The organism is Pseudomonas sp. Tul2A7 (assembly GCF_054790505.1).
Window position 1 is genome coordinate 687,087 of record NZ_CP186499.1, and the last position, 25,656, is coordinate 712,742.

32 protein-coding genes are annotated in these 25,656 nt (G+C 60.0%); all 32 read right to left on the reverse strand.

The features are described 5' to 3' along the window. The 32 genes from ACOYXJ_RS03250 to ACOYXJ_RS03405 all read right to left on the reverse strand — a co-directional run bounded on the left by ACOYXJ_RS03250 (window position 1) and on the right by ACOYXJ_RS03405 (window position 25,656). Window positions 1-501, reverse strand: a complete 501-nt coding sequence (locus ACOYXJ_RS03250) for a CinA family protein (RefSeq protein ID WP_460367867.1) — start codon at window positions 499-501, stop codon at window positions 1-3. Window positions 502-568: 67 nt separating this feature from the next. Continuing rightward, window positions 569-1,087, reverse strand: coding sequence for a lysis system i-spanin subunit Rz (locus tag ACOYXJ_RS03255; protein ID WP_460367869.1), 519 nt, complete (start codon window positions 1,085-1,087; stop codon window positions 569-571). Then, window positions 1,066-1,632: a glycoside hydrolase family 19 protein gene (locus tag ACOYXJ_RS03260; RefSeq protein WP_460367871.1), complete on the reverse strand. Its 567-nt coding sequence runs from the start codon at window positions 1,630-1,632 to the stop codon at window positions 1,066-1,068. The genes ACOYXJ_RS03255 and ACOYXJ_RS03260 overlap by 22 nt, the downstream gene beginning before the upstream one ends. 36 nt (window positions 1,633-1,668) lie before the next feature. Continuing rightward, window positions 1,669-1,887, reverse strand: coding sequence for a hypothetical protein (locus tag ACOYXJ_RS03265; RefSeq protein WP_460367873.1), 219 nt, complete (start codon window positions 1,885-1,887; stop codon window positions 1,669-1,671). A 10-nt stretch (window positions 1,888-1,897) separates the two neighbouring features. Further along, a complete protein-coding gene (locus ACOYXJ_RS03270; RefSeq protein WP_460367875.1) occupies window positions 1,898-3,100 on the reverse strand; it encodes a carbohydrate binding domain-containing protein in 1,203 nt (400 codons plus the stop codon). 32 nt (window positions 3,101-3,132) lie between these two features. Then, window positions 3,133-3,564 (reverse strand): phage tail assembly chaperone, encoded by a 432-nt coding sequence (locus tag ACOYXJ_RS03275; protein ID WP_460367877.1) that lies wholly within the window; start codon window positions 3,562-3,564, stop codon window positions 3,133-3,135. Between the two features lie 2 nt (window positions 3,565-3,566). After that, window positions 3,567-4,304, reverse strand: a complete 738-nt coding sequence (locus ACOYXJ_RS03280; RefSeq protein WP_150792513.1) for a gp53-like domain-containing protein — start codon at window positions 4,302-4,304, stop codon at window positions 3,567-3,569. Window positions 4,305-4,339: 35 nt separating this feature from the next. After that, the gene (locus ACOYXJ_RS03285; RefSeq protein ID WP_460367879.1) at window positions 4,340-4,807 is read right to left on the reverse strand and encodes a phage tail assembly chaperone; all 468 of its coding nucleotides are present in this window, start codon (window positions 4,805-4,807) and stop codon (window positions 4,340-4,342) included. Continuing rightward, window positions 4,807-5,733, reverse strand: a complete 927-nt coding sequence (locus tag ACOYXJ_RS03290; RefSeq protein ID WP_460367881.1) for a glycine-rich domain-containing protein — start codon at window positions 5,731-5,733, stop codon at window positions 4,807-4,809. The genes ACOYXJ_RS03285 and ACOYXJ_RS03290 overlap by 1 nt, the downstream gene beginning before the upstream one ends. Window positions 5,734-5,814: 81 nt before the next feature. Then, window positions 5,815-6,399: a tail fiber assembly protein gene (locus ACOYXJ_RS03295; protein ID WP_460367883.1), complete on the reverse strand. Its 585-nt coding sequence runs from the start codon at window positions 6,397-6,399 to the stop codon at window positions 5,815-5,817. A 45-nt stretch (window positions 6,400-6,444) separates the two neighbouring features. Further along, window positions 6,445-7,482 (reverse strand): phage tail protein, encoded by a 1,038-nt coding sequence (locus ACOYXJ_RS03300; protein ID WP_150706108.1) that lies wholly within the window; start codon window positions 7,480-7,482, stop codon window positions 6,445-6,447. Between the two features lie 138 nt (window positions 7,483-7,620). Beyond that, complete coding sequence (locus ACOYXJ_RS03305; protein WP_150792509.1) at window positions 7,621-8,136, reverse strand: phage tail protein; 516 nt, start codon at window positions 8,134-8,136, stop codon at window positions 7,621-7,623. After that, complete coding sequence (locus tag ACOYXJ_RS03310; RefSeq protein WP_110720167.1) at window positions 8,133-9,284, reverse strand: phage tail protein; 1,152 nt, start codon at window positions 9,282-9,284, stop codon at window positions 8,133-8,135. The genes ACOYXJ_RS03305 and ACOYXJ_RS03310 overlap by 4 nt, the downstream gene beginning before the upstream one ends. Window positions 9,285-9,297: 13 nt before the next feature. Then, on the reverse strand, window positions 9,298-9,897 hold the full coding sequence (locus tag ACOYXJ_RS03315; protein WP_110720166.1) for a YmfQ family protein: 600 nt from the start codon (window positions 9,895-9,897) through the stop codon (window positions 9,298-9,300). Beyond that, window positions 9,885-10,931, reverse strand: coding sequence for a baseplate J/gp47 family protein (locus ACOYXJ_RS03320; protein ID WP_122600810.1), 1,047 nt, complete (start codon window positions 10,929-10,931; stop codon window positions 9,885-9,887). The genes ACOYXJ_RS03315 and ACOYXJ_RS03320 overlap by 13 nt, the downstream gene beginning before the upstream one ends. Then, on the reverse strand, window positions 10,921-11,319 hold the full coding sequence (locus ACOYXJ_RS03325) for a phage GP46 family protein (RefSeq protein WP_123594860.1): 399 nt from the start codon (window positions 11,317-11,319) through the stop codon (window positions 10,921-10,923). The genes ACOYXJ_RS03320 and ACOYXJ_RS03325 overlap by 11 nt, the downstream gene beginning before the upstream one ends. After that, on the reverse strand, window positions 11,319-11,828 hold the full coding sequence (locus ACOYXJ_RS03330) for a phage baseplate assembly protein V (RefSeq protein ID WP_150792507.1): 510 nt from the start codon (window positions 11,826-11,828) through the stop codon (window positions 11,319-11,321). The genes ACOYXJ_RS03325 and ACOYXJ_RS03330 overlap by 1 nt, the downstream gene beginning before the upstream one ends. 140 nt (window positions 11,829-11,968) lie before the next feature. After that, a complete protein-coding gene (locus ACOYXJ_RS03335) occupies window positions 11,969-13,012 on the reverse strand; it encodes a phage baseplate assembly protein (protein ID WP_460367888.1) in 1,044 nt (347 codons plus the stop codon). 3 nt (window positions 13,013-13,015) lie between these two features. Beyond that, window positions 13,016-14,251: a DNA circularization protein gene (locus ACOYXJ_RS03340; RefSeq protein ID WP_460367890.1), complete on the reverse strand. Its 1,236-nt coding sequence runs from the start codon at window positions 14,249-14,251 to the stop codon at window positions 13,016-13,018. Beyond that, window positions 14,238-16,013, reverse strand: a complete 1,776-nt coding sequence (locus tag ACOYXJ_RS03345; protein ID WP_460367892.1) for a phage tail tape measure protein — start codon at window positions 16,011-16,013, stop codon at window positions 14,238-14,240. Before ACOYXJ_RS03345 ends, ACOYXJ_RS03340 begins: the two co-directional genes overlap by 14 nt. Window positions 16,014-16,143: 130 nt before the next feature. Then, window positions 16,144-16,440, reverse strand: a complete 297-nt coding sequence (locus tag ACOYXJ_RS03350; protein WP_007908778.1) for a phage tail assembly protein — start codon at window positions 16,438-16,440, stop codon at window positions 16,144-16,146. Continuing rightward, a complete protein-coding gene (locus ACOYXJ_RS03355; protein ID WP_007908779.1) occupies window positions 16,437-16,784 on the reverse strand; it encodes a phage tail tube protein in 348 nt (115 codons plus the stop codon). Before ACOYXJ_RS03355 ends, ACOYXJ_RS03350 begins: the two co-directional genes overlap by 4 nt. A 67-nt stretch (window positions 16,785-16,851) precedes the next feature. Next, the gene (locus tag ACOYXJ_RS03360; protein ID WP_460367894.1) at window positions 16,852-18,348 is read right to left on the reverse strand and encodes a phage tail sheath subtilisin-like domain-containing protein; all 1,497 of its coding nucleotides are present in this window, start codon (window positions 18,346-18,348) and stop codon (window positions 16,852-16,854) included. Continuing rightward, window positions 18,348-18,527 (reverse strand): DUF2635 domain-containing protein, encoded by a 180-nt coding sequence (locus tag ACOYXJ_RS03365; RefSeq protein ID WP_102902639.1) that lies wholly within the window; start codon window positions 18,525-18,527, stop codon window positions 18,348-18,350. The genes ACOYXJ_RS03360 and ACOYXJ_RS03365 overlap by 1 nt, the downstream gene beginning before the upstream one ends. Further along, window positions 18,524-19,108: a phage tail terminator protein gene (locus ACOYXJ_RS03370; RefSeq protein WP_460367896.1), complete on the reverse strand. Its 585-nt coding sequence runs from the start codon at window positions 19,106-19,108 to the stop codon at window positions 18,524-18,526. Before ACOYXJ_RS03370 ends, ACOYXJ_RS03365 begins: the two co-directional genes overlap by 4 nt. Before the next feature lie 148 nt (window positions 19,109-19,256). After that, window positions 19,257-20,288: a phage late control D family protein gene (locus ACOYXJ_RS03375; RefSeq protein WP_460367898.1), complete on the reverse strand. Its 1,032-nt coding sequence runs from the start codon at window positions 20,286-20,288 to the stop codon at window positions 19,257-19,259. A 9-nt stretch (window positions 20,289-20,297) separates the two neighbouring features. After that, window positions 20,298-20,510 carry a tail protein X gene (locus ACOYXJ_RS03380; protein ID WP_064393145.1) on the reverse strand — a complete coding sequence of 71 codons (213 nt, stop codon included), beginning with the start codon at window positions 20,508-20,510 and terminating at the stop codon, window positions 20,298-20,300. Next, entirely contained in the window at window positions 20,503-20,886 is a 384-nt protein-coding gene (locus ACOYXJ_RS03385; RefSeq protein ID WP_102902635.1) for a phage tail protein, read from the reverse strand. The genes ACOYXJ_RS03380 and ACOYXJ_RS03385 overlap by 8 nt, the downstream gene beginning before the upstream one ends. Next, window positions 20,886-23,102 carry a phage tail tape measure protein gene (locus tag ACOYXJ_RS03390; protein ID WP_460367900.1) on the reverse strand — a complete coding sequence of 739 codons (2,217 nt, stop codon included), beginning with the start codon at window positions 23,100-23,102 and terminating at the stop codon, window positions 20,886-20,888. The genes ACOYXJ_RS03385 and ACOYXJ_RS03390 overlap by 1 nt, the downstream gene beginning before the upstream one ends. Before the next feature lie 129 nt (window positions 23,103-23,231). After that, entirely contained in the window at window positions 23,232-23,813 is a 582-nt protein-coding gene (locus ACOYXJ_RS03395; RefSeq protein ID WP_150792499.1) for a phage tail assembly protein, read from the reverse strand. Between the two features lie 170 nt (window positions 23,814-23,983). Then, window positions 23,984-24,490 (reverse strand): phage major tail tube protein, encoded by a 507-nt coding sequence (locus ACOYXJ_RS03400; RefSeq protein ID WP_016985055.1) that lies wholly within the window; start codon window positions 24,488-24,490, stop codon window positions 23,984-23,986. Next, the gene (locus ACOYXJ_RS03405; RefSeq protein WP_064120771.1) at window positions 24,490-25,656 is read right to left on the reverse strand and encodes a phage tail sheath protein; all 1,167 of its coding nucleotides are present in this window, start codon (window positions 25,654-25,656) and stop codon (window positions 24,490-24,492) included. Before ACOYXJ_RS03405 ends, ACOYXJ_RS03400 begins: the two co-directional genes overlap by 1 nt.

Below are 25,656 nucleotides of genomic sequence, written 5' to 3' on the forward strand. Positions count from 1 at the left end.
CTACCCCTGATTTTCGATTTCTCGTGCCGCTAGTCGCAGGAGCCCCTCTAGCGCGGCCTTCACCGTTTGTCGGCGGACTTCATCACGGTTGCCGGGGAAGTGCTGAACCTCAGTGGTAACTGTCTCGCCAACACCCCAGGCCAGCCACACTGTGCCCACCGGTTTGTTCGGCGAGCCGCCGTCCGGCCCCGCTACGCCGCTGACCGCCACGGCAAATCGCGCCAGGCTTTTGTCCTGCGCGCCACGCACCATCGCCTCAACCACTTCGCGGCTGACCGCACCCACCGTCTCGAACAACTCGGCTGGCACATTCAACTGCTGGGTTTTCTGCCGGTTGGAGTACGTCACATAGCCCGCCTCGAACCACGCTGAACTGCCCGGGATCCGCGTGATCGCTTCTGCGATGCCGCCGCCGGTACAGGACTCGGCGGTGGTCACATGGGCATTGAGCACTTGCAGACGTCGGCCAAGGTCGGCGGCCAGTTGAGTGATCTCTTTCACGGCATGCTCCGGATCGTGTGGAATGCCTCCACCGTACACGAGCCGGTTGCGCTTTCAATACACAGACTCATTCAAAATGTTCGGGCGCGAGCGCTCTGACATACGCCTGACACGCCTGCAAGGCAATCAGTCCGCGGTCGCCGGTGTCGGTGATGGCGACAATTCGTTGAGCATGCGCCGGGTCAAGTCGGGCGCGTACGGCTGCATGATCCATGCTGCCGGCGCCGGCGGTGGCTGGCACGTTGCAGCCTGGGGCAATGTCGCCGGCGTCGAGAAGGACTGACAGGCGCACATCAGCAGTGGCAAGACGATCGCGCAGGCGATCCTGATCACGTTGGGCATCGCTCAGCGCTCGATAGTGGGTTTGTTCACTGGTCGCGAGCCGTTGCTCCAGCGCCAGGCGTTTATCCTGCTCAGCCTGTTGCACGGCGGCGGCAGTCTGGGTCAGTTGATTGAGGGTTTCGCCGTTTAACCGCGCCTGCTCGGCCAGTTGCCGACCGTAGCGCCACTCCTGCAACTGCCAGGCCGCTGCAAACGCACCCGCAGCCAGCAACAGGACGCCGATCACTCGCCAGGGGATTGGCATAGCACCGCCCTCGCCCGCGCCCAGATGTCCAGGCGATCCTGCAAGCCGTTCAACCCGCCGTTGATGCGGCGGGTGATGGTGTTGAACTGGTCTCGGTCGGCCAGTTCATTCAAGCCGTTCTGCTCCCAGAACCAAGCGGCAGACTCAGCGGCCCATTGCGGTTGTTCGAGCAGCTCGGGCAACGACAGCAGACGCTCATCGCCGAACAGGCCGAGGCTGCACTGGCGGTAATTCGAGCGGCCGGTAATCTGGATCAACCCGCGCCCTCGGTATTTTTGCCCGTCGCCGTCAGCCTCCGGCGTGTTGCCCAGACGCAAGGCCAACGTACCCGTGTCGTACTTGCTCAGGTATTGGTTGTTGCCCAGTTCGCGCACGTAGCGCAACTGCCCCGACTCATGGCCGACCTGCGCGAGGAACGCCGCGACGCGTTTGGGCGAGTCAATATGACGGCGCGCCATGGCGCTGTTGAGCATAGAAACAAAAACGCCCGCTTGGCTGCGGGCGTTGGGCATGATGTCGATAAGGTTGTTTTCAGTTATTTGCATAATGCTTGATCCTCCCTGGATATTGCCCCGATTGAATCACGGTTGACGGACGACAGCCCCCAGCCATTTTTTTGCCAGACTTGTCACTGAGCTGGCCGGGGCAGCGTTTTCGATGGTTTCATTCAATGGCAGGACTTGGCCGCCAGATAACAGCCAGGCCTGATAATCAAGCCAGTCGCGATTGGTTGGATCCTGCGGGATAAACGAAGAGTCCTCCGTGCGCAGTACTCCGCAAGTGGTCAGTTGATAGGTCATGGGTTCACTCCTAGATCTCAGCGTCCGCTGTCCATTCAATCTGCAATCCGTTACCGGGCTGACTGTTTACCGGCGTCACAGTGCCGATCGCGAAACTGCGCTGTGTCACACTTTGCACAATGGTGCCTGTGCAAGGCACTCCCTGCGAATAGTTCCAAATCTGATTACTTGTATTTCCAGGGCAATACAGGACAACAGTAGGCTGCACTCTTTTCTGAGTCTGCATGTCTACGACCATCCCGTATTGCCCGGTATTTCCAGGCGCAGCCTGAGTAAACGAGACGATGCAGGTGCCCGTGCCGTTGTTTGCACGAATTGGTAAACGGTTGGCAAAAGACTTTTCGAAATAACGCTGACACAACGTCAATTCTTCGCCAGAAAGACGGTATTCGAATGGAGTGGAAACCGGTCCCTCTTCCAATTGCACCTGAGTCAGGTCGACGGTTTGCAAAACGTTGAGCGGCAAATCAAAAGCCAAGCGCAAATAATCATTGGCACCGAGCATTTTCCCCGAGATCGATGGCACCTGGAAGGTTGCGCTGTACTTGCCCCATGCAGTGCTCAATGGAAAAACATCGACTACTTTGACGACGGCTTCCGAACCACCATTGCCAAAGTACTGGCCGATCGTCACTTTCAATGAGCGTGTGGCATCGGAGCGCGCCCAAAAGGTCACGGTGGCGGTTCGTCCGGCCAGAGTCCTGACTGACTCAACGCTTTGGGAAATCTTGTGCTCGGTAGCGCCGACGCCCGCTGAGGTTTGCTGCCAGCGTAAAAAATAACCCGGCTCGCCTGCCACTTCTGTCTGGCCCGGAGCAAAGTCCTGACGAGAGATGGTCACGGCAGCATTGCCATTCCAGTCGCAGCGAAAACGATCGGCTACATAGCCACCGATATTCGCGCCTTGGTTGGTCGTGCCGCGCTGCCAGATATCGAACCCGCCATTGATCAGTACATTCCTGCGATACACCTGCACAGGAAACTGCTGTAGCGGATCAGGCCTGGACAATTGACGGATCGCCTGTGCCAGTTGATCGGTCTGGTTTTCATCGGGTTTCAGACCCGCTGCGGTAATCGCGCTGAGAATCTCTTGGGTAACACTGTTGCCCCAACTCGCAGGGATCAACGATCCCGGTGTTCCCGCGATGGCATCTTCATCGACAAACTTGCCGTCGACCAAGCCTGAGCCTGAGACGTTTTTTGGGTAATCCATGTATATCTATCCTTGATGGAAGGGCGAACCGCTCAGCCATGGGTCCGCAGCAAATCTTCAAGCCAGTCAGGTTCGACCGGGCGCGAGCGGGCATCGGGGAAGTCCGGCTGATTGGGCCAGTCGCGCAGTGCTTGCCGATAGACCAGGAGCTCTTTGAACTCCTCGGTACGCAAGGTTGTGCCCTCGCCCATCTCCAGTTCTTCGGCATCGCGAAGGACCAGCCATTGAGTACGATCCAGAACCTTGTCGCGCCAGAACTTTTCTGTGACATCGGTGGTTTGTCCAGCCAATACCACCCGCTCTGGACGCCCTTTAGCGTTCAGTGAAAGAACTGTCCCTGCGGGAGCATTAGAGACCAGCGCGCAATACTCGCCCTCGCTCAACGCAAACGCGTCAGCAGGGATGTTCGCACCGTGTAGATCTGAATGATAAAAGCCAGAAGTTTGCGGAGAAAAATAATACATGTTCAGTACCCTATTCCGATTACTCGAGCAGCAATGGAGCCTGTCGGATAATCAGGACAGCGAACATTGATGCCCGCCAGCCGACTGATCGTCGCGTTATTCCAGACCAGTAAAGTTGCTGATGAAGTGCCCTCGTGAGTAGCGACTGCAAGAGAAAGCGCGTTGGGAAAAACCAATGGCCAAAGATTGACATCGCCATAATTATTATTGCCTGCCTGGCTGGCACTGCCACTGATCCATTGGATGATCACCCCACCCATCCACGAAGGAAAAACAACATATCCCGATACCCCTAACCTCACCATGAAGCCGAGTCTGAGCTTTTTAGGGGTCACGATAGATGTGTCGCTGACACCGGCGTTGACCTCTGCCTGAGAGGCGATTTTTGCAGTTCCTACGAGGGCCTCTGTGGCTTGTTGCACTTTTTTCGCAATGGCTTGAAAGACTCTTAACGGCGTCATCAACCGGGTAGTGCTGGCGCCGGATTCGGCTTCGTCCTGACTGGCAAGACTCTCGCTTTGCTTCCTCGCTATAAGCGTATCAATGGCCGCTTTTAGTTGAGTGTTATCACTTTCATCAGCGGCCGCTCCTGAGCCTTTGATGACTTCCAGAACTTCCTGCGTAACAGCATTGCCCCAACTCGCCGGAATCAAGGAACCTGGCGTTCCGGTAAGAGGGTTTTCATCAACAAACCTGCCATTCACCAAACCGGCGCTGGGAATGTTTTTTGGGTAATCCATCAGTCTTCTCCATTCTCAAAGCATCAATTACAGTTTCAGCCAGAAACGCTGACCATCCATCCCGGTGCAGCCGGACGGGAAACCACTCCCGGAAAATGGCTGGAATCAGGCCAGTCGCGCAGCGCTTGTCGGTACTCGAGCAGCTCCAGATATTGCGCAGCCTTGAGCAAGGTTCCACGTCCCAGTTCCTGCTCATCGCGATGGCGAGTGACCAGCCATTCGGTCGCTGAAAGGGATGCCTGACGCCAGCTACGTTCCGCTGCCGCAGGCGTTTGATCTGCAGCAACCGGCGCCTCGAGGATCACCGCACTTTGCTGCGCGGGCAGTGGGTCGGCAGCTGTCGGCAACTCACTGATCGGCGCGCCGATTTCGACCGCCTGACCATCCGGCACTCGCACCATCGACTCGACAAAAGACGGCGCGAACAGTTGGCTGATTGCGTAGTCACCGGTGTCGATCCGCTCGACGACTACGCCGTTCTCGATCCGTGCATAAACGGCCATTACTCGTACTCCCAGATTTCACAGAAGGCGTTGCCGCCGACACCGCTAAGGACAGAGGCGGATGCATTGGTTGAACAAGAACCACTGCCACCCGAGCCTCGGACGCCTGCGTAACCCGGATTGTTTACGCCCCTGTAGGGGCCGCCACCGTCAAACGGGCTCGCTGCTCCGCCTCCGGAGAGCATTCCCCAATTGCCGTTGAACATTGCGTAGCCACCGGTGTGACCCCGAGCATTGGCCAGGTTGCCGCCCACGGCGTCTTGACCTCCAGTGCCACCCTGAACGTACCCCGAGGATGAGGTTGTCGTATCGATGTTCAGGACCTGCGCGCCGCTGCCTCCTGCAACGCTCATGTAGGAGCCGAAGGACGCCCCACCGCCTGCCAGGCCCATCGTAGTGCTGGCAGCTCCACCGGCACCCAAAGAAACGGGCACGCCGGCAAGCATCTGGGGCGTCACGTCAAACAGGCTCTCCGCATAGGCCCCCGATCCGCCGCCGCCACCGAGACGTAGATTCCCGGAGGCGACAGATGCACAACCGCCGCCAGATCCACCGGCCCCCACCAGTCGAACACGAATACGTTTGGCCTGAGGGTCAGGCTTGTAAACCGTGATCCCGACCGTCTCGATCTGCCGGACTGCCAATAGTCGTCCCACCGCATCGGTGATGCCGTAGCCACTCAAAGTCGTCGGGGTATTTTTCAGTTTCTTGAAGTCGACCAGCGCGCCAATAGCTGTGGCCAGTTGATCGGTTTTGGCTTCATCCGGGGTCAATCCGGCAGCCTTGATCGCGTTGAGAATTTCTTGCGTGACGCTGTTACCCCACGCAGCGGGAATCAACGATCCCGGTGTTCCGACGAGGGGGTTTTCATCGACGAAGCCGCCGTTGACCAAGCCAACACCAGCAACGGTTTTTGGATAGTCCACTTCAGAGTCTCCAGTTTTTTACAGGCAGCCGAGAGCCGGCAGCACGAGGCCACCTGTAACGCAGTTAGTGGGCAGGTTCAGTCAGACGGCGGGGGATACAACCAGCTTTGCAGGGGCAACCGGCCAGTCAATGGACAATGGATAGTCAGGTTGCAGTTCAATATTTGCCAACTTCAGTGCATAGCGTTTCCAAACCTGCAGTACAGTCAATTGATCACTGGATGCCTCACCCAACTCATAAGCGTATTGCAGAGGGGCGACACGAATGACTACTTCTTGCAGGCGCTTGTCGCGCTCGATCTCCGCCTGTGCAACGAAGGCAGCGCGCTGCGCCTCCAGATCCAGTTCCCAGTCATTGTTCTTCCAGACGTAGTACTCACCGGGACGTGCCTTGGAGGTCAGATAGTCAGGCAAGGGACCTAACTCCGACCAATAGGAAGCCATGCCGGTGTCTTTGTAATAGACAATCGTGTTGCGCAAGTCGATCAGTTGGGAGGCGATTCCGTTGCGCCATACCCAGGCATAACCAGGGTCAGCAGGTGGCAATTGTTCCGCCAACTCGATCACATTGCCGGGAACCTGAATACCTATTCCGGGAGTAATCGGCAACTCGATAGGCCCGGTCATTTCTTTGGTCGCTTCGTTTACAACATAGTAATAAGTCATTGTTCACTTCCTTTTGTGGCTGAGAAATGCCGCAGAGCAGCGGCGTCAGATGAGTTTGATCCTGCCGGGATAGGCCATGTTGCGCGGACGGGTTTCGACACCACCGGTGTTTTCGGTAAACCCAAGACTGATGTTGGCCTGATTAAACAAGGCGTCAGGCGCCGCGTTCGGTGCCGACACCAGCGGAACGCCCAGCATGTCGCTTTTGAGTTCGTGTCGATGAGCGCGGAACATGTCGACCTGCCAACTTCCAATGGAGCGACCGGCATCAGCCCCGCGCCCCTCATCGAACACTCTGATGAATTCACCTCGACCCTCCGGCCCGCGAAAGGTCAACGTGCCGTCTCCGCTGGTCCAGCCCCCCTCTGCGCCGACCCTCGCGGCTTCGGTGGTCAGGGCGCCGGACTGCTGCGCGTGATCCCACAACCACGGCCAGTCGCTGCGGCTGAATACCGCGCCGTTAAGCTGACCGTATCCTCCGGGGTTAAGCAGTGCCGTGGTCTCGAAGACAGCCCGGCCCAACGGTGTGCCATCGAAGCGTCCGATCGGCCACCAGTTGCCTGCGCCATCACTGCGTAGATGCCACCAGTCCCCCGAGCCCATCAGTACAAAAAAGGGATAACCGGCTGCGACAAGATGGGTATGAAATCTGATTTTGTCGGTGCCCGACGCGCGCACTGCCAGGCGCGATGTCGAGTTGTCGACCCGACGGACTATGACGTCGCGAACCCCTAACGCAAGGTCCGCCGGCGGCAGGCTGATGGTGGTCGCACCACTGCTCGCATTGATCAGCACCAGCCCGAGCTCATTTGCCGCCAACGCTTTGGAGGCCGACACACTGGTCACTAAAGTTGCCATCGGGCTGGCCAACGCCAACAGCGCCTGCAAGGCTTTGAGCAGTTGTCGGTTATCACCTTCAGCAGGCGCCAGTCCCGCTCCGGTGACAACGTTGAGTATTTCCTCGGTGACGGCATTTCCCCACACCGCCGGAATCAACGACCCCGGCGTACCCGCCACCGGGTTTTCATCGACGAAGCGGCCATCGACCAGGCCGACGCTGGGGACGCTTTTTGGATAATCCATAGGTTGTTCGTTCCTTTGAAATGACAAATGACCGGCGTCGACACGGCGCCTTTCAGGTGCCTGCCCGCGGTCTGTTTTCTGAAAATAAAAAGCCCACATTGAAGTGGGCTTGGGTGACGCTGAACGAAGGCTTTCGGCTTAGTTGGAAAGGCCGCTGGCCAATTCGCGAATGGCGACCAAAGCTTCGTCACCAGCGCTGCGCGCCATATCCATGTTGCCCTTGGCAGCCTGCGCGCGAATCTGCGCTTTGGCCTTCAGGCGCAGCGTACGCAGCGCCAGCAGATGGTCGGTCAGTTGATCGGCCTTGCTCAGAATCTGCTCGGCGGCTTGTTTGCCAGTGCGTCCTTTGACCACCCACGCTGCGACCGACAGCGGCACTTCCTTTTTCGGGTAACCGGCGTCCTGATAGGCCTGTGCGTCGGCGGCGGCCTGGGCGTATTCCATGGCTTTGAGCGGGTCACCGGCCAAAACGGTGCGAGCACTGTCAGCCGCCGCGTCGACTTTGGAACACAGCTGCTCGGCCTCCTGCAGTTCCAGCTCGGCAACTCTGGAAGCATTCAACTGCCATTTTTCTCCATCCCAATCATGGGCACTGGACGGCTGGGCCGGACGTAGGCCTTCCTCGAACTGATGCAGCTCTTGAATGATGATCATCTGATCAACTCCCAGGAAAAGTTCACGTTTACCGCAGCAGCGAAGTTGACCGCGATGCCATTGGCGTAATCGGCCGGGCCGACACTTTTGAGCCCCATACTGAACAGCAATTCGTCACTGGCGGCAGTGCCTGCGCCCCATGTGTGTTCGGCCTGATAGGCCTGCCACAACGAGCGCAATTCGTTGTGATCGAAGCTGGCGGTCAATGTCGAAACCGTCGTATCGCTAACCACGTTGCTGGAAAAAATCAGCGCCGCGCCGCCGGGGGTTGCCCAGCCATCCCAGTTGTTGGACGTACCGACGGTCGGGTTCAGGTAGCAATAGTTACCCCCCAGCCATCCGGTCGGCGCAAAGTTCACACTGGTAATCCCGGTCGGGTGTGGCGTCGGGTTACCCACCACCAGCCGCGCCGCACGGGCATGCGGATCAAGTGGCAGATAAACCACGCCATTGCCATTGACCGTTTGCGTCCACGACAACCGGCTGCGGTTGTAGATGGCTCTGACAGTGGGTATCGAACCCGGCCCGGCCGTGACTACCCAAGCCAGGCAAAGGTCCAGTGGCGTCGACTGGAAGCCGCCACCCGCCGCACCATTGACCGAGCCCTTCAATCCTTCCGGGGTAGCGTCATAGACCGTGCCGCGCTGCATGTAAAAAGTCAGCACGCCACCCATGACTTGGGCCCGCAAAAAGTAACCGGAGCTTGGCAGCAGATCGGGGCTGCTCCACACCTGAGTGGTGAACGTACGCGTACGCCCCAACTGCCCGGTCACCACCTCCTGACCAAGACTGATCAGCACACCGGCGGGTATCGATACCCGCCCGCCACCCGTGGAAACCGCTGCTGGAGTGATCGCCAGACGACCGTCCGGCGTCGCCACCGTCGCGGTCGGCAAAGAGCTGATCGGCAACGCCGAATCCAGGTTCCAGCCCTTGGCCGACACGCTCTGAATCGCCTGCAACAACTGATCGTATTTTTTCTCGTCCGGGGTCAACCCCCCGGCATTGATCACGTTGATGATTTCCTGGGTAACTCCGTTACCCCAATCTGCCGGAATCAGCGATCCCGGGGTTCCGGTCATTGGGTTCTCATCGACAAACTTCCCATTCACCAAGCCGGCGCTGGGCACACTGTTCGGATAATCCATGGCTCATCCCTCCCTAGTCATAATTGATGTGCACCTTGGTATGCGCCGGCGCACTGCGGTGAATCAGGCATTCCAGCGCCGAGCCCGGGTTGACGCCGAAACGCTCGCCCCAGTAGCTCGCACCGAATCGCCGACCCAGCAACAACCGCCCGCCGGTGTTGAGCGTCCACATGAACTGCGCTTCCCAGGTGCCCCAATGCGCCGAGCCGAAACGCGAACGGCCCATGCGCGGGGCTTCAAGTTCGGTGATGGTGGCGTTGGGGTAACCCTGGCTTTTGGCGATTTCGAGGTAGTAACCGACGGCCTGGCTGCCGACCGCCAGCAAGCGTCGGCGTACGGCGAGGCGGCGGTCGTCGAACAGCGGCGTGGCGCCCAGGCACGGGTCGGGCAGGTTCATCACCTGTTCCCAGTCCGGCACCAGTTCGCTGACGCCGGCCGGGTCCATCTCGTTGAGCAGGTCGGCGGCGCGGGCATCGAGGCGCGCCAGTTCGACGGCGACACCTTGCAGCACTTCCTCCAGTTCCGGCACGCGCTCCGGGTCCCATGCCGGGCCGCTCGGCAGCAAGGCACGCAACTGCGCCTGATATTGCGCGGCGGTTCTTATGCCCCCCATACGCAACCTCCGAAAGTGAGTAGTTCACTTTGTCCCGCAGGTACGTCAGCGGCCGGCGCGGTGAGCGTGTGATCGTATTCGCCACCGGCGCTGCTGATGGCTTCGCGAATGTGGCTGATCAGCAACGGCACACCCAGATCGGCTTCGCGGTTGTGCAGGTCGCGCAACTGCGCCTCAACGGCGGCACGCACAGCGGTGGTGTCCGGGTTGACGCTCTTGAAGCGATACACCACCGGCACCTGAATCGGCCGCTGCACGTGCACTTCCGCCGTCACTGGACGCAGCGGTTCGATGTAGTCCTGAACTTCCGCCAATTGCTCATCGTTCGGCACCGGTTGCGGGTCTTCGTCACGCATGATGAATACCGTCACCGTGCCCGGCCCGAGCAAGCCACCACGGCACCAGGCGCGGGTCACACCCGGCACTTCCAGTGCCCAGGTTTCGTAGTCGCTGGCCGAGCCGCCATGGGGAATCACGCGGTAGGAACGAATCACCCGCGAACGTAGCGACTCCAGGCTTTCCCGCGCAACACCGCCACTGAGTCCCGGCGCCAGCACCACAAAACTGTTGCCGACCACACCGGCAATCGGCTGCACCGGTGTCAGTGCCAGCCCGGCGTCGGCATTGCCCAGACTGCCGGCATCCAGCGCGGCGATGGTGGTGGTATTACTGCCATTGGCCGTGGTGCGTGCGGCGGTGACTTTGTAGGTGCGGCCGTCATTGGTTTGCAGCAGCGTGTCGACGTCGAGCACAGCGCCGGCGGTCGCGGTAAAACTGACGCTGCCGGTGGCGACTTGCGCGGGTTTGCGCGGTTGGTTCAGACGTAGAGCGGCAATGCGTTCCAGGGTCGATTCATCGGCTTTATCGGGCAGGATCTGCTCGGCAATCCAGTCGAGATAACCGTACAGACCATAAGCCGCGCCACCGAGGGTACGGGCCAGCACTTGCGCATCGGACTGGCGCAGCGAATCGCCGGCCAGGTCGCTTTGGGTGCGCTTGATCAGCACCGGCAGCGAAGGGGTTTCAAACGGCATAGATCACCTGCCAACTGTTATCGGGGTTGATGTCCAGACGTTCGCCGTCGGCCAGGGTCAGGACCGTGCGCAGGTTCAGGCGCTGGGCGTCGAGGCGTTCGCTGATGATGTCGATGGCGCTGCAGTGGCCGTCGTCGATCAGCCACTGCAAGGCTTCGCGGGCATAGAACTCGGCGTCCATCTGCGTTTGTCGGGTCAGTTTCACCCGGCGCAGCAGCCATAGCCGCGAGCCGATGCGATCGTCGGCAACGGTGGGAAACGTGTCGCCCCACCAGCCGAAACGTTCGTCGTCGTCGAGGGCGTCGTCATCGGCGGCGCGGCGCCAGGTGAACAGGCTGATGAGCACGGCGCGGGTCAGCGCGGCGTGGAGGTTTTGGCTGATCAGCATCACTTGCCTCCTGCCGGCGCGCCGGTCTGGCCGCTGCCGGCCTGCACGCCGACATGCACGTGTTTAATCTGGCTGATGCCACCGGCGAGTTGATCGCCGGTGGACACGATCTTGCCAGTCTGATTGATCACCGGCGTATCGAAGTTCACCGCGCTGCTGGCGCGGATGTTCAGCGTGGCGGTTTCGATGTCGATGATCCGTCCACGCTTGAAGTGAATCCTGTCGCCCTCGTCGGTGTAGATCGCCACTTCACCAGCGGCCAGCGCTTGCAGGCGATAGCGGCGGTCGGCGATGACCAGAGCGATGGCGTGGGAACGGTCGCCGCCGATGAAGGTGACGACGCCCTCGGCGCCGGCCAGCGGATGGCTGGTGAAGCCGTAGGGTTCGAAATGTTCCATGTCGTCGTTCACTTCACCGGCGGTGAGGCGCATTTGCAGCGATTGCAGCTTGGATGCCGAGTTGGCGAGCACGACAGTGCCGCGCGCCAGCAGGCGTGTCAGTAGGCTCATGAATTGTCCTCAAAGGTAGGCATCACGCGATCCACTGTGGGAGCGAGCCTGCTCGCGAATGCGCTGGGTCAGGCAATGTGATGTTGAAGCTGCCAGCGCTTTCGCGAGCAGGCTCGCTCCCACAGGGTTCGGAGTCAGGCTCAGGTTTTTTTCGGGGGTGTTGGATCAGGATCGAAGGTATGCGGCGGCGCCACTTGCAGCGTGGTCACCGAGCCTTGTGCCGACAGCGAATAAGTGACCTTGGAGATCAGCATGTCGCCATCGAACCCAAGCACCGGATCCGTGACTTTGACCAGCGTGTTGTGCCGCCAAAGATCACCGTTGACCTGGCGCCAGCCCTGCACCCGGTACGTGGTGGTCTGCGCCCGCCCCATACGGGTGGCGCACTCCCACTGGGCGCGTTGCTGGGCCAGTTCGAACGTCAGCGCGGTGCCCTCGTTGATGATAGTGGTGCGTCGACGTTTGAAGCTCAGATCGGTCGCGCTGGATTCAACCTCGCTGACCGCCGCCCCGCTCTTCTTGTCCGAACCTTTCTGCTGGCCGATCACCCGGTATTCGGAGAACACCTGGCTCTGATCCATGGGGGCGTTGGCCGACAGGATATTCTTGCCCAGCTCCAGCGCATCACTGGCCCGCCCACCGCTGCCAGGCTTGGCCAGCACCAGCCGGCCCTGCTCGTCATCGGTGGAAAACACCCGCAGCAACGAGAGCAAACGGTCGATCGACTGGAACACGGTTTCACCCGGCACGATGGTGTGCTTGGTCAGCCGCGCAGTCTCGGGAATTTCATTGACCACCATCAGCCCGTACTCCATCGCCAGTGCCTGCACGATGCTCAACAGCGGTTGTTCCTGCCACTGGTTCGGCTGGTTTCTGGCGGCGCAATCGACCAGATCCTGAGTCTTGGAACTGCCCTCGATGCTCAGGCTGATCTGGCGTCCGTCATAGCTGACCGGAGCCTTGAACACGTAGCCGGTGAGCACCAGGTCCTGGCCGATTTTCACTTCGCAGGGGTCACCCGGCTTGATCCGCTGGCCCACCGTCTGCCCCGGCCACTGCCAGGTGATGTCAAGTTTGAAGGTGCGGAACTGGCGCTCCAGATCAGCGGTGATTTCCACGCTTTTCCAGCCGCCGTATTCCATGTTGTTGACGGTCAACGTGACGCGGTTATCCATCTCGCTCATGGCTCACTCCCTGGACACTTTCACGTCGTTGGGTGAAAAACCCGGATGGTTCATCGCGTTGCTCTGAGTCACTTGGGTCACCCGTGTCGCATCGGCAAATTGCTTGTAGGCCACAACCAGCGCCGGCAGGCTTTCCTGGAACGATTTGGTGACCTGGCGCACACCGGATGACGCCACTGCCTTGAGATGCGCCAGCAGCGCTTCCTTGACATCGTTGATGGCCTGGTGGTGTTTGGGATCGGCCTTGTCCAGCATCGGATCAATGGCCACCCCGACAGCTTTCTGCAGCGCTTTCATTTCATCGGTCACCGGTACTTCCGGACGGGTCACCGGTTGATCCGCCTGCTGCGCCACCGAAGGTGTCGACGACAGTTTCACTGCGGGGCTCGCCACTGGCATCGACGCCACCCATTGCGCGACTTTGACCAGCATCGTGTCCTGCACCAGATCGGCCATGGCTTGCGCCGCAGCATTGGTGTCCTTGCCGGTGGTGATCTTCGGCGCATCAGCCTTGCGGATGGCTTCAAGTTGCTGGGAGACGTCGGCAATCACGCCACGGTAGCCTTCCTTCGCGAATTCCTTGAGTTCCTTGATATCGCCGAGCAAACCTTTGAACTCGGCCGCCACTTCCTTGGGCAATTCCTTGACCGCTTTGACCAGTTCGGTGATCTGCCGGTACTGCTCGATCAACGGCTTGAGCTGTTCCTTGATCACCTCATAAACCCCGGTCAGGCTGTTGCGCAGATTGGCAATGCCGATCCGCGCAGCCTTGATCAGCGTCATCGCCTGTTCGAAGCGTGCCACCGCCGAACCCAACAGCGTGTCGGCCTTGGCCAGCAACACTTTCTGTGTGCTGACGGTAGCGGTCGGAAACGGCAACGGCTTATCGGGATAAAACTTCAGGGTAAAGGTCACCAACCCGCCGTCCTGGCGGGTGTGGGTCATGTCGCATTCACCGACCTTGACTTGCAGGCGTCCGAGCCACGGATGCACCAGTTCACCACTGCCCGCCTCTAACGCCTTGAGCAGCTTGTCGCGCTGCTCCAGGCAATCGGCGCCGATGATGAATGCGGTGACGTCGTGAATCCTGGCCTGCTGGCCGAGATCTTCGAAATACGGCAGATCGCGTTGCGGATATTCATGCAACTGACCTTTGCGACCGACCGGGATTTTCGCCTGATCGATCCAGAAGCCGACACCGCGAAAGGATGCCGGCAACAAACGGTCACGCCAGTTCATTGGAACCTCCTGCCGACAACGAGCGATAGCCGATGCGCGAAGACAGCGCCAGGCCCGGTTGATTGCTTTGCGGTTGATCGGTGCGCAATCCGGCCGGCGCATTTTCGAAGCGCACGGTCAGGCCGCCTTCGAGTTGTGTGCGGTTGTTGATTGCACTTTGTTGAATCAGTGCGCCGGAGCTTTGCGGCAGTGAGCCGCTCTGCAGTGCACCGTTACCCGCTGCTTGCGGCGTTGCTCCGAAGAACGCCGGCGCCAACTCACCTTTGCCTTCGGCATTGGTCTGGCGTTGCGCTTCGGTGAACGTTTCAACCTTGCCGGTGACCTTGGCGATGAGTCCGGCAAAGCCACCGTCGAACAGCTCCTTGATCGGCGCAATCACGGTTTGCAGCTTTTGCCACAACTCGCCGAACCACTCGGTGATCGGCCCCCAGTTCTTGATGATCTGCCCCAACGGCGTCCATTCGAACATGTTGTGCAAAAACTCGAGTACCGGTGCGGCCAACGCTTGCACCACGTCCCACAGCGCCGAAAACACTTCGCTGATCGGTTGCCAGTACATCGCGATCTGTTCCAGCGGCGACCATTCGAACAAGCTCTGGAAGAAGCCTTTGATCTGCTGCGCCGACGCTTGCAGCGCGGCCCAGATCGGTTCGAAGAACGTGACGATGCTGCCCCAGTTGTTGACGATCATGCCCAGTGGGGAATAGTCGAACAACGTGCCGAAGAAGTCCTTGATGGCTTGTGCCGCCGGTTGCAGCGCCGTCCAGATCGAGGCAAAGAACCCGGTAATCGCCCCCCAGTTGTTGATGATCATCCCCAACGGCGTCCAGTCGAACAGACCTTTGAGGAACGCCATCACCGGCACACTCAAGGCCTTGAGCAAGTCCCAGATCGCCGAAAACAGACCGGTCAGCGGCGCCCAGTTTTCCAGGATCATGCCGGCGGGCGTCCACGAGAACACCGATTTGAAAAAGTCGATCACTGGCGCGGTGACGGTTTTGACCTTGGCCCAGATGCCCGAGAAGAATTCCGCGATCGGTAACCACAGCGCCGCCAGTGCATCCAGCGGTCGCCAGTCAAGGATCGAGCGCAACGTCGCCATCGCACTCACACCGATGTTTTTCACGCCCTCCCACATGCCCTTGAAGAAAGCGCTGATCGGCGTCCAGTTGGCATAAATCAAACCGGCCGCCAGCGCGATGCCCATCGCGATCAACATGATCGGATTGGTCTTGAGCACCATGCTCATCACGTCCATCACCTGGGTCATGCCGGTGACGGCGGTTTGCATGGCGGAGAAGGCAATCGCCCCCGCCGCCAGGCCTTCGACCAGTTTCGGGTTGTCGGCGAGCAGGCTGCCGACCTGGGTCAGCATCGGTTCCAGCCCGACCACCAACGCCCCCACCGCCGGCACCAGTGCCGCGTCCACGGCTGCGGAAACCTTTTCCATCGACGCACTGAACACGTTCATGTTTTGCGCAGCGACTTTCGGTGTGGCGGGCAGGTCGACGGTTTTTGCCGTGTCGCTGACTTCAGTCAATTTGCCCTGAAACGCCGCCGCCGATTTGATCCCGTCCACGAACGGCGTGATCACGCTGCCGCCCTTGAACAGACCACTGATGTCCAGCTTGCCGAGGCCGGTCTGTTCGAGGTTGTTCTTGAAGCTCTCGACCTTGACTCGCAGGGCGCCGAGCTTGGGCGATAGCTCATCGATGCCCGTGATCAGCACCGGAGTTTTTACTTTCGTTTCTTCGTCTGCCATCACTGCACCTGCTGCATCGCATTGATCCGTTGCGCGTGCTCCAGCGATTCGCGGAGCACATCCAGTGGCCTGGCCATCATCTGTTCGGGGTCAACCTTCCAGAACCAGGCCAGGTCATAGGCGACGGCGATCAGGTCGGTGATGGCGCCGACGCCGCACTCATGAAAAAACTCGCAACGGCCCAGCTCAGCGCATTGAGATCAGCCAGATCCAGCTGGTTGACCGACGACGGCGGAATGCCGGCGCACACGGCGATGTATTTGGCCGCCACGTCCATGTCGAGGCTGACTTCTTCGCTCTTGTCGATCTTGTACGGCAGCGCCTTGATCGCTCGCACTTCCTGCACCGTCGGACGGCGCAGGACGAGTTCGGTCAGGGGCTCGCCGTGAGCTTCGATCGCAACCTGAAGCTTCACGGCGCCGCTCATTGCCAGGTCCCCTTGATACCTTCGAATTTCAGTTCGATGGTCGCGTCATCGCCCTTGGAAACTGGCTCTTCAACCAGATAAGCGCCGGCCAGCACGTAGACTTTGCCGTTGCTGAATTCGCAAGTGACGGTGATATCGGTGCCTTCGATCAGCTTCTTCAGCGGGAAGTCGGCGGTGTGCAGCGCGGTCACTTTGAACGACGGCGCGATGTCGGTTTCCTTGTAGAAGCCGGGTACGACGGTTTCGCGTTTGACCGCCATCAGCGGGGCTTCGCAGCCGCCATTGATGGTCAGTTGTGCGCCGTCGACTTTGACGTAGCAGGTGCCTGCAATCAGTTGACCCATGGTGTTACTCCCTTGAATGAAAAAGCCCACGCGAGGTGGGCTGAAAACTTGCCGTCAAACGCGCGGATCAAGCCGCGTCGTCGTACTGCAGACGGAATTGGTTGAGCAGCGCGAACACACGCAGACCGTTGATGTAATCCGGCGGGAACAGCACGTTCACGCGGCTCGGGTCCTGCACGTCGCGCTCGACGATCAGGTGCTCGGCGAACAGCTCGGCGTTCTCGACGTGGCCTTCCAGTTCGAGCTTGGCGTACTGGGCGATCAGCTCACCGCGAATGGTCGCTGGCGTCACGATTGGCTGGCCGGCGCCGAAACGGGTGCCGTCGGAAGCCAGTTTGTGCCGGCCGTACTTGCTGGTGATCACGCTTTGCAGACGGCGCACGATGAACGCCGACTGGTGCATGGTTTCGCTGTCCAGGTAGGAGTTGTCGGCCTGACCGTAAGCGTTTTTCTGGTAGGTGGTGATCGAGCGCTGGATGCGCACGTAACCGCCTTCGTAATACGCGGTGGCGATGCCGTAGTTGAGCAGCGACTGACGCTCGGTCAGGGTGAAGCGTTCGCTGGCCGGTGCCGGATCAACACCCGGCAGACTGCCGCTTTGCGTCGGACGGCTAGCGTCGGCAGAGATGAACACCGCGGTGCGTGCAGCCAGTGCAGCGGCTTGTACCCAGAACGGTTGCGGAACGCCCGGCTCCAGCGCCTGAATGGTCATGTGCTGGTCGTTGCGTGCCTGGCCGGCAGCAACCAGAGTGCCGACAGTGCCGCGCTTGGCGCTGTAGACGTGACCAAACAGTTGCTTGGCCCACGACCAGCGACCGGTGCTGTCATCCATGACCGCTTGCCAGGTATTGAGCGTCGAAAGATCCGACCATGGCAGTGCGATGAACTCGAACGGCTCGTCACCCAGTGCGGCGATGGCTTCCACTTGATCCGGCACACCGGCGCCGCCAGTCATGGCAGTGATCGCAGTGGTCAGGCCGGCCGGGGTGTCTTCGCCGTTGCTCTTGCCCAGGCGATTGAATTGCAGGCTGATGTCGTTACCGCTGTCGCCAGTCCATTTGGCGCTCAGGGTGACCACACCTTCGGCAGCCGCAGCGCTCACCGGCAGATCGGCAGTGGCGTTGATTTTCTGCGCCAGGGCGGTGGCCGCTTGCGCAGCGCTGGCACCGTTGACCACGGTGGCTTGCACACGCACGCCGCCGACATACAGATTCAACACACCAGCCTGAGTCGCGGTGCCAGTAAGGGTCAGCACACCTTTGGCGATCGCGCCTTCGGTGTTGTGCAGCGGCAGGCACCAGATCTCACCGATCGGGTCAGCCTTGCGGAAGGTCTCGTACATCGCGGCGAGCATCGAGCCTTGGCCGCCGATGCTCTTGGCCAGCGCAACGCTGGAGACCAACACCAGTTTGCCGACTTCGGTCGGGGCGATGTTGTCGTTGACCTGAGCGACGATCAAACGACGCAGGGTCGAGCTCGCGCTATTGGCGGCCGAGTTGTCCATTTCGGCATAGAACAGCGGTACACGAATGTCCGCGGGGATGTTGCTGAATCCGATCGCCATTATTTGGCTCCCTTTTGTTTGGCTGGTGCGGTTTTGAGGGTGATGTCGCCGTCGGCCAGACGTCGGCGCCACCAGGCGCTGTCCAGCACTTCACGGCCTTCGACCGGCAGCAGATCGCCCGCCTCCGGGTCAGGTACGACGCGGCCGGCGGCCGGCAGTACGGTGATGCGATTGCTCATGGGGTTACGTCTCCAGAGAAAGTCATTTCCACGCGCCCATCGGGGCCCGGGCGTTTCAGGTTGGGGTCGGCCGGGTCGATCGCATCGACCCGCACGGTGGCCCCGGTAAAGGACGACAAACCGTCCAGTTCGCGTTCGTGCCAACTCTCCGCAGGCTGACTCGGCAGATTGCGGCCAAGCTGGAACTCGGCAAAAAAGCGCAGCCGGTAGAACACGCGGCTGCTGTTGATCGAGACCATTTCGCCGCCGTCGTAAACGATGGCGCTGTAGTCGGAATCGGGCTTGAACCCCACCAGCGCACGCCACAGTTCGGCGCGCAGGTCGTGCAACAGATCCAGCGCTTTTGTAGCGTCGCTGGCGTCAAGCGCCAGGACGATTTCGAAGCGGTCGCGGATCGGTTGAGTAGTGAGGTTTTGGCTGGTGCTTTCACTCGCCAAGTCGGCCAGTGGCAGCACATGGGCCGAGGGTGTCGGCAGATCCGGGTTGCCTTGTAGCAGCGCCAGATCGACACCCACCGAAATGTGATTGGCAAGGCCAGGGCATTGCCCACGCAGTTGCGTGAGGATCGGGGTGATCTTCATGGGGGTGTTCCAGAATAGTGGGAGTTACCGCAGGCCCCTGTAGGAGTGAGCCTGCTCGCGATGGCGGTGCCACATTCAAAATCAATGTGCCTGACACACCGCTATCGCGAGCAGGCTCACTCCTACAGGGGACTCGTGGGCTGTGAGATCAGTCTTTGGCTTCGGCTTTCGGGTCGAGGCACGACGCATCGATCAGGCAGCGATAGCTGTTCTCGCGATTGCCGCTGGCGGTGACCTTGTCGATCGACCAGCGCCCGCGCATGAAGTCCGGCCAGGTGTCATCAAGCAGTACCAGGCCTTCAGCGGCCAGTCGCGGATCGCCGGGGCAGGTGATCTTCACCTTGTACTTTTGCCGGAGCATTTTGCGCACTTCGCCCTCGCCGACGGCGATGGCATCCGCTTCGTTGGGTTGCTTCTGGCGGATGGTCTTGAACGGCGCAAGTCCCGTTTCGACCCAGTGCAAAACGCCTGTAACCGCATCGACAAAACAGGTCTTGCAGCCCTTGGCCTGTTCGCGGGCGGCCTCTTCCAGCGTGGCGCTGATGAAGGCGTGATCACCGGGACGATTGTCGTGGGTGACCGACAACGTCACATCCTGCAGTTTCTGCCCCGAGATTGATTTGATCTGCCCGGGCCGCGCCAGCACATACGCATCGCCATAAGGTTTGGCGACCAGGTTGTACTTCTTTGCCAGCCGCGTCAGAAAGCCCATGTCAGTTTCATTGGACTGGTCGACGTGGGTGATCTTGATCATCGACACGTCCGCAGCGACACGCGATGAAAAGCCGTGCTGCGACACCAGTTGGCTAAACAATTGACCAAGCGTCGTCGGTCCATGACTGGCAGTGCGGCGCTGCTTGAAGCCGGTCTCGTCATCCTTGCTGAACGGCGCGGCAGTGGCCACCAGGGTCAGGCGAAACGGAAACAGCGTCGGTGTCAGGCGAGTGACTTTGAACTGGCCCTTGTCGACCATCTCTTCCATTTCCAGGTAACCCACCAGCAGGCCGATTTTCCCGCCCAGATTTGGCAGCCCTTCGAGACCTTCCAGATCAATGGTCAGGGTCAGTTGATCCGACTCGATACCGGCGGCATCAATGTGCTCCCAACTGATAAGACGCTGGTTGAGCAGATCCGCGTTTGCGCCATAAATCTGCACGACCGGGGTAAAACCCAATGCCATACAACCTCCTTAATCCCAGGCCGTGAGCGCTTTGATCGCAGCAGGTTTGCTGTCGAGTTCAGGCAGCACGACCCAGATGCCAGCGGGCAGAACCGGGCCGTGCTCGGCCAGGGTCGGGTTGAGCTTCCACAGGGCTTCTTCAGCGGCATCGTCGCTGCGCCCGGTTTCGCGGTAGAGCAGCAGATTCACCGAATCACCGGCCACGCTTCGAACCTTACGCATTGTTGAACTCCGCCAATTCGATGACCCAATCGACCACCATCGCCGTGCCGTCATCGATGATCTGGGTCTGGGTTTCCTGAACGTTGTTGATCCGCCACAGCCCCCAGTTGCGACCGATGCCATCGATCAGCGGCAGCGGAATACGCAGCGCCTGCAAGGCGCGCAGTTCATCCAGCCGGTCCATGGCCACGGCGTACATCGACTTGCCGGTGATGGTCAGGGTTTCCGGCTTCTGTCCGGTCTGGCTGGATTTGGGTTTGCTGGTGAGAATCTGTATTTCTGTCCAGCCACCATCGGACTTGCGCAACAACGTGTGGTACGCAAATTGGCGCGAGAGGCCGAAGATGAAACTGCCTAATGCCATTTGTTGTTTCATCAGGCGGCTCCATCGGTCAGGGCTGCGTCACGGCGGGTGGCGAGTGGGTTGTTGGTCAACAACGGCAGGAACTGGCCGTGGAATTGTCCACTCAGTTGCTGCCCGATGATTGTGCGGATTTGTTCAGCCGTGTCCGGAGCCGGACAGGTGACCTGGATCAACGGTGAAAAGCTCACCTGCTGATTTTGCGTCTGCGCGCTCGGCAGTTCTTTGGCGACGTCTGCCGGCGGGGCGAGTTTGTCGGAGGCCGGTGCCAGTTTTTCACCGAGCCAAGAACCGCCCATGCTGCCCATCGTACTGCCGACGATGCCGCCCACCACGCCACCGATGGCCGTGCCGATGACGGGAATGAAACTGCCGATCATCGCGCCGGCAACCGCACCGGCATAACCACCGGCCAGACTGCCGCCGGCTGAACCCAGCGCACCGCCGACCAGTTTGTTATCGCCTTCCTCCAGCCCCTTCAACACATCGGGAGCCGCAGCGGCCACGGTCAGCAGTGCATTGGTTTTGCTGAATCCCTTGGCCAGGGATTTGGCGTCGGTGAAACGGCTGCGCAATGTCGGACGTGGTTGCTCAGGTGCTAGCGGCTCGACAGATGGGAGGTTGACGGAGGCTTTGGGTTTGGCCGGGTTTCGGCGCTTTTTGGGCTTGCCGTTTTTTTCGGGTTTGTCAGTTTTTTCAGGCTTGTCGGGTTTGGCGGACTTGTCGGGCTTGCCGGTGTCGCCAGCGCTGGCAGGCTGATCCAGAACATCAATAAGAGGACCGGCGCCTGCCGTCGTCAGCAATTTTGTCGCCGCACCGCGAATGATCGAGGTCGTGGCGGCTTTGATTTGCGCGCCCCGGGACACGGCAATAACGCCGCCCAGCATTAGCAGCGCCGCCGTCGCCCTGGGTTGCTCCTCGGCAAAACGGGCCATGCCACTGGCGACAGCATCCAGAGAGACCACCACAACATCGAACGCATTGGTCAGTGCGCCGCCAGCGGCCGTAGACAACCGCGTGACACTGGCGTCCAGCGCATTGACGCGTCCTTGCGAGGTGCCCCCCAATTGCTCAGCGTCTTTGGCAACTGACCCGGCGTAATCGAGCTTCGACGGGGCTTCGGGATTCGGCACAGTCAGCAGACTGAACGCCTTGGTCACGTCCTCAGGCTTTTTCAGCAACTTGAGAATGGCGTCGTTGCCACTGAAGAGGGTCTTGGTCAAAGCCTCCTTCTCTTCGGGCTTCTTGTCCTTGAGGGCTTCCATGACCTTGATGATGGTCGCCGACGCATCGGTCTTCATGCCAGTGGCGACTGCCTCCGGCCCCAGTCCATTGCCCAGCGAAGCCCAGGCAGTGCGCTGCTCATCCGTGGCCGTGTCGGCCTTGGCAAGCACCGTCATCAGACTGTTGAGCCCGGCTCCCGCTGCGGACTTGTCGACACCGCTGTTCAAAAACGCTGCGGCCAGTGCCGCGACCTGCTCCGGCGTGAGTCCGCCGGCGACGGCTTTTTCACCAACACTCTGTACAACTGAGCCGATGTCCGCCGATGTCGCGTCCAGCGTGCTGTGCCCCAGATAATTGGTCGCATCGGCCAGGCTTTGGCTCTTGCCACGATCAAGGTTCATCGCGGATTGCCAGGCCAGCATCATCTCGCTGGCTGTTTTCACATCAACGCCGAACGCCGAAGCGTTGATCGCCGCGTCACGAGCGAAGTCGGTCAAGGCGGCAACTTTAAGCTCGGGTTGAAGGCCTTCACCTACCCCCGACTTGGCCGCAGCCAGTTGTACCTGCAGCAGATCCACGCCGGTGGCGCCACTGGGAGCAACCTGTTTCTCGCTGGCCATCCTCAGGGTTTCTTGTGAAAGCGCCTGAAGTTGATCCTTGTCCAGTTTCAGCACTCGATTGAGTTCAGACAAAGAGGTCTGCTGTGCCATCGTCGCTTGCATGGCTTTGGGGGGTGAGCGCTGCTCGACCTCTGCCTTGAGCTTTGACTTCGGCTCACTATTGGCAGCAGGGGCTGCCGCCACAACCTTGAATAGCGATCGCTGGCTGACCAACAGTTCGCGCAGCTTGATCTGCTCTTGGGTCAGCAAACGGATATCCACGCTTGCCAAGGCCAGTGTCAGGTTCAAATCCTGCAGCGGTTTTCCGAGGTTGTCGGGCAGTGTTAATCCGCCCGTTGTATTGCCGCTCTCACCGGCGTATGTGAGCGCATATCTGTTCTCTGCCATTGCCGCTCTACTCCTGTTTCACGCCAAGGCGAGTGATCGCTATGTCGTAGCGGCGCAACGCCTTTTCGGCGTCCCATTCGAGAATTTCCGCTTCACTTACCGGGTAAATGAGCGGGACGATATCGAGGATTACTTCGATGTCGCGTTCCGAAAGTAGGCCGCCGGCTGGTTTAAAAAATCGTCGATGCGCACCTGCAATTGCGTCCAGTCCGGGACGGTCATCAGGGCCAGATCGGGGATCATCAGACCGGTGCAATGGGCAGTGATGAACTCGGCGCGTTCCTTGGCCGTTTTCAGTTTCTTCATCACTTTGGTGGCGCGCAGTGCAGGCATTTCCAGCGACAGCGAGGTCACGGTGCGGCCGGTCACGGCGAGCGGTTGCAGCAATTGCACCTGGTCGGGATCGGCGGATTTTTCCGCATCTTCGACCTGCTCCAGAAAGTACGACGCAGGGCGTGTCGACATCTCGTGCACGTACTGGGCGATGCTTACGTAGTCCGGGCGCTTGAGCTGGTCGAGTTCCTTGACCGACAGGCCAGTAGCGAGCAGCGCCAGTTCGAAGAACTGATCGTCTTCATCATCGCCGGCGCGCTCCAGCGCTTCTTTTTGCGCGGCGTAGAACAGCGGCTTGAGCTGGATCTGGTTGATCTGCGAACCGTCGTCGCCGGTGATCGGCGACAACAGGTCATGCTGGGGTGGCATCCACGACATGTATGAATTCCTTGGTGATTCTTGGGGGGTGTTGCGCAAAGGGGCCAGTCAACCTGGCCCAATGTGGGAGCGAGCCTGCTCGCGAAAGCGGTCTTACAGTCACATCGGTAGCGAATGTGATGGCCTCTTCGCGAGCAGGCTCGCTCCCACAGGTTTTGCGGTGTAACGGGTTACGGCATCAGCACCGCACGCCGGGCATCACCAAGGATGTCGACGCCGTTGAGCACGAACTTCTGGGTGCGCACGTCGATGTCGATCACCGGTACGCCGTTTTCCAGGCGGTTGTAGGTGCGGCAGGACAGCTCCAGATTGGTCTTGGGTTTTTCACCCATTTTCACTGCGGTTTCTTCGAGGGATTTCAGCTTGCCGCCGACGGTGTGATAGGTGAACCAGGTGTTGCCATCCTGATCCTGACCGGCTTCACGCACGTTCAGCAGGATGTCGTCGCCCAGCTTCACACCCAGCGCGAGCATGACTTCAGCGCCGAGGCCTTGCAGGGTCAGCTTGGCGTTGAGCGCTTTGCCGCCCTTGGCCATTTCTTCGACGATGAAGCGGCCGCCACGCATCTCTTCCACATCGAATTCGATCTTCGGCGGGGTGAATTCTTCAACGGTCGCCGACAGCGGCAGGCCTTGCAGGGTGGCCGCGATGGCCTGTCTTACGCGGTTGGTAAACATTAGAGAACGTCCTCCAGGAACTGCTCGATGATTTCATCGCGGGCGTTGAGTTGATAAACCATGTGTTCGTTCGGCGCGTAGCGGCCGTAGTCGATAACCACGTACCAGGTGCCGTTCTTGTACTTCTCGACGCTGTTGAGTTCCGGGTGCAGATACACGCTGCCGCCAGGGATGGTTTCGTCGGCGACCAGGGTTTGCAGCCAGTCGTTGATGCGCTTGACCTCTTGATCCATGAACGACTTGGTGAGGTTCTTGGCCATGGCTTTCTGGCCGGCCTTGACCAGCTTGCGGCTGATCGCATCTTCGAGGCCGACGTAGCTGATGAACTTGCCGGTGATCGAGCGGTTACCCAGCAGCGAGAAGCCGCCGAGCACGGTGCGGGCGTAGTAGCTGACGCCGTAACGGTTAAGCAGATCGCCTTCGGTGGAGGTGTCGAGAATGTTGTATTCAACGACCCGCGAAACGTCTTCGGCGTAGGTCACCTGGTTGCCCGGGCTCTCCCACTGCTTGACCTTGGCCAGCGCAGCAATCGCCAGACTGGAAGGCGACAGGAAAACGTTTTTCTTCGCCGCTTTCGAGTACACCGCAGGCATGTTGTGCACCACCAGGCAGCGGTCGAAACCGAGATCGGCGCCGCCCAGTTCCTGGCTGTACAGCACTTGATCGGCGACCGAGGCGTCCTTGCCGTCCAGCACCACACGGGCCTTGATGCGCTTGCCGAACGAGGCGAACTCGCTGGCCACCGCTTTGGTGCCGGTGAAGCCCGGTGCGCCAATGATGGTCAGGTCTTCCGGAACACTGCCCAGCGCCGCCAGACCGAGCTTGCGGCCGGTCAGTGGATCAACACCGCCGATCACTGCGTTAACGGTGTCGGCCGGGGTCGCGCCCGCTTCGACGATGACCACGTAGACCGGCACCTTGACCACTTTGAGGATCTGGTAAACCGCGTGATACAGGGTGCCTTCTTCGGAACCGGTCGGATCGAGTAGCGCGTGGGTGGTGAAGCTGTTGATGCGGAACGGTGCGTTGCGCGGAATCAGCGGATCGGCTTTCGGCGCGGTGCCAACCAGACCGATGACGTTGTCACCCAGGCCACCCATGGCCTCGGGGGATTCGGTGGCATTGACGGTAATGCCGTTGTGCTCGAAGTTCAGAACCTCAGCCAT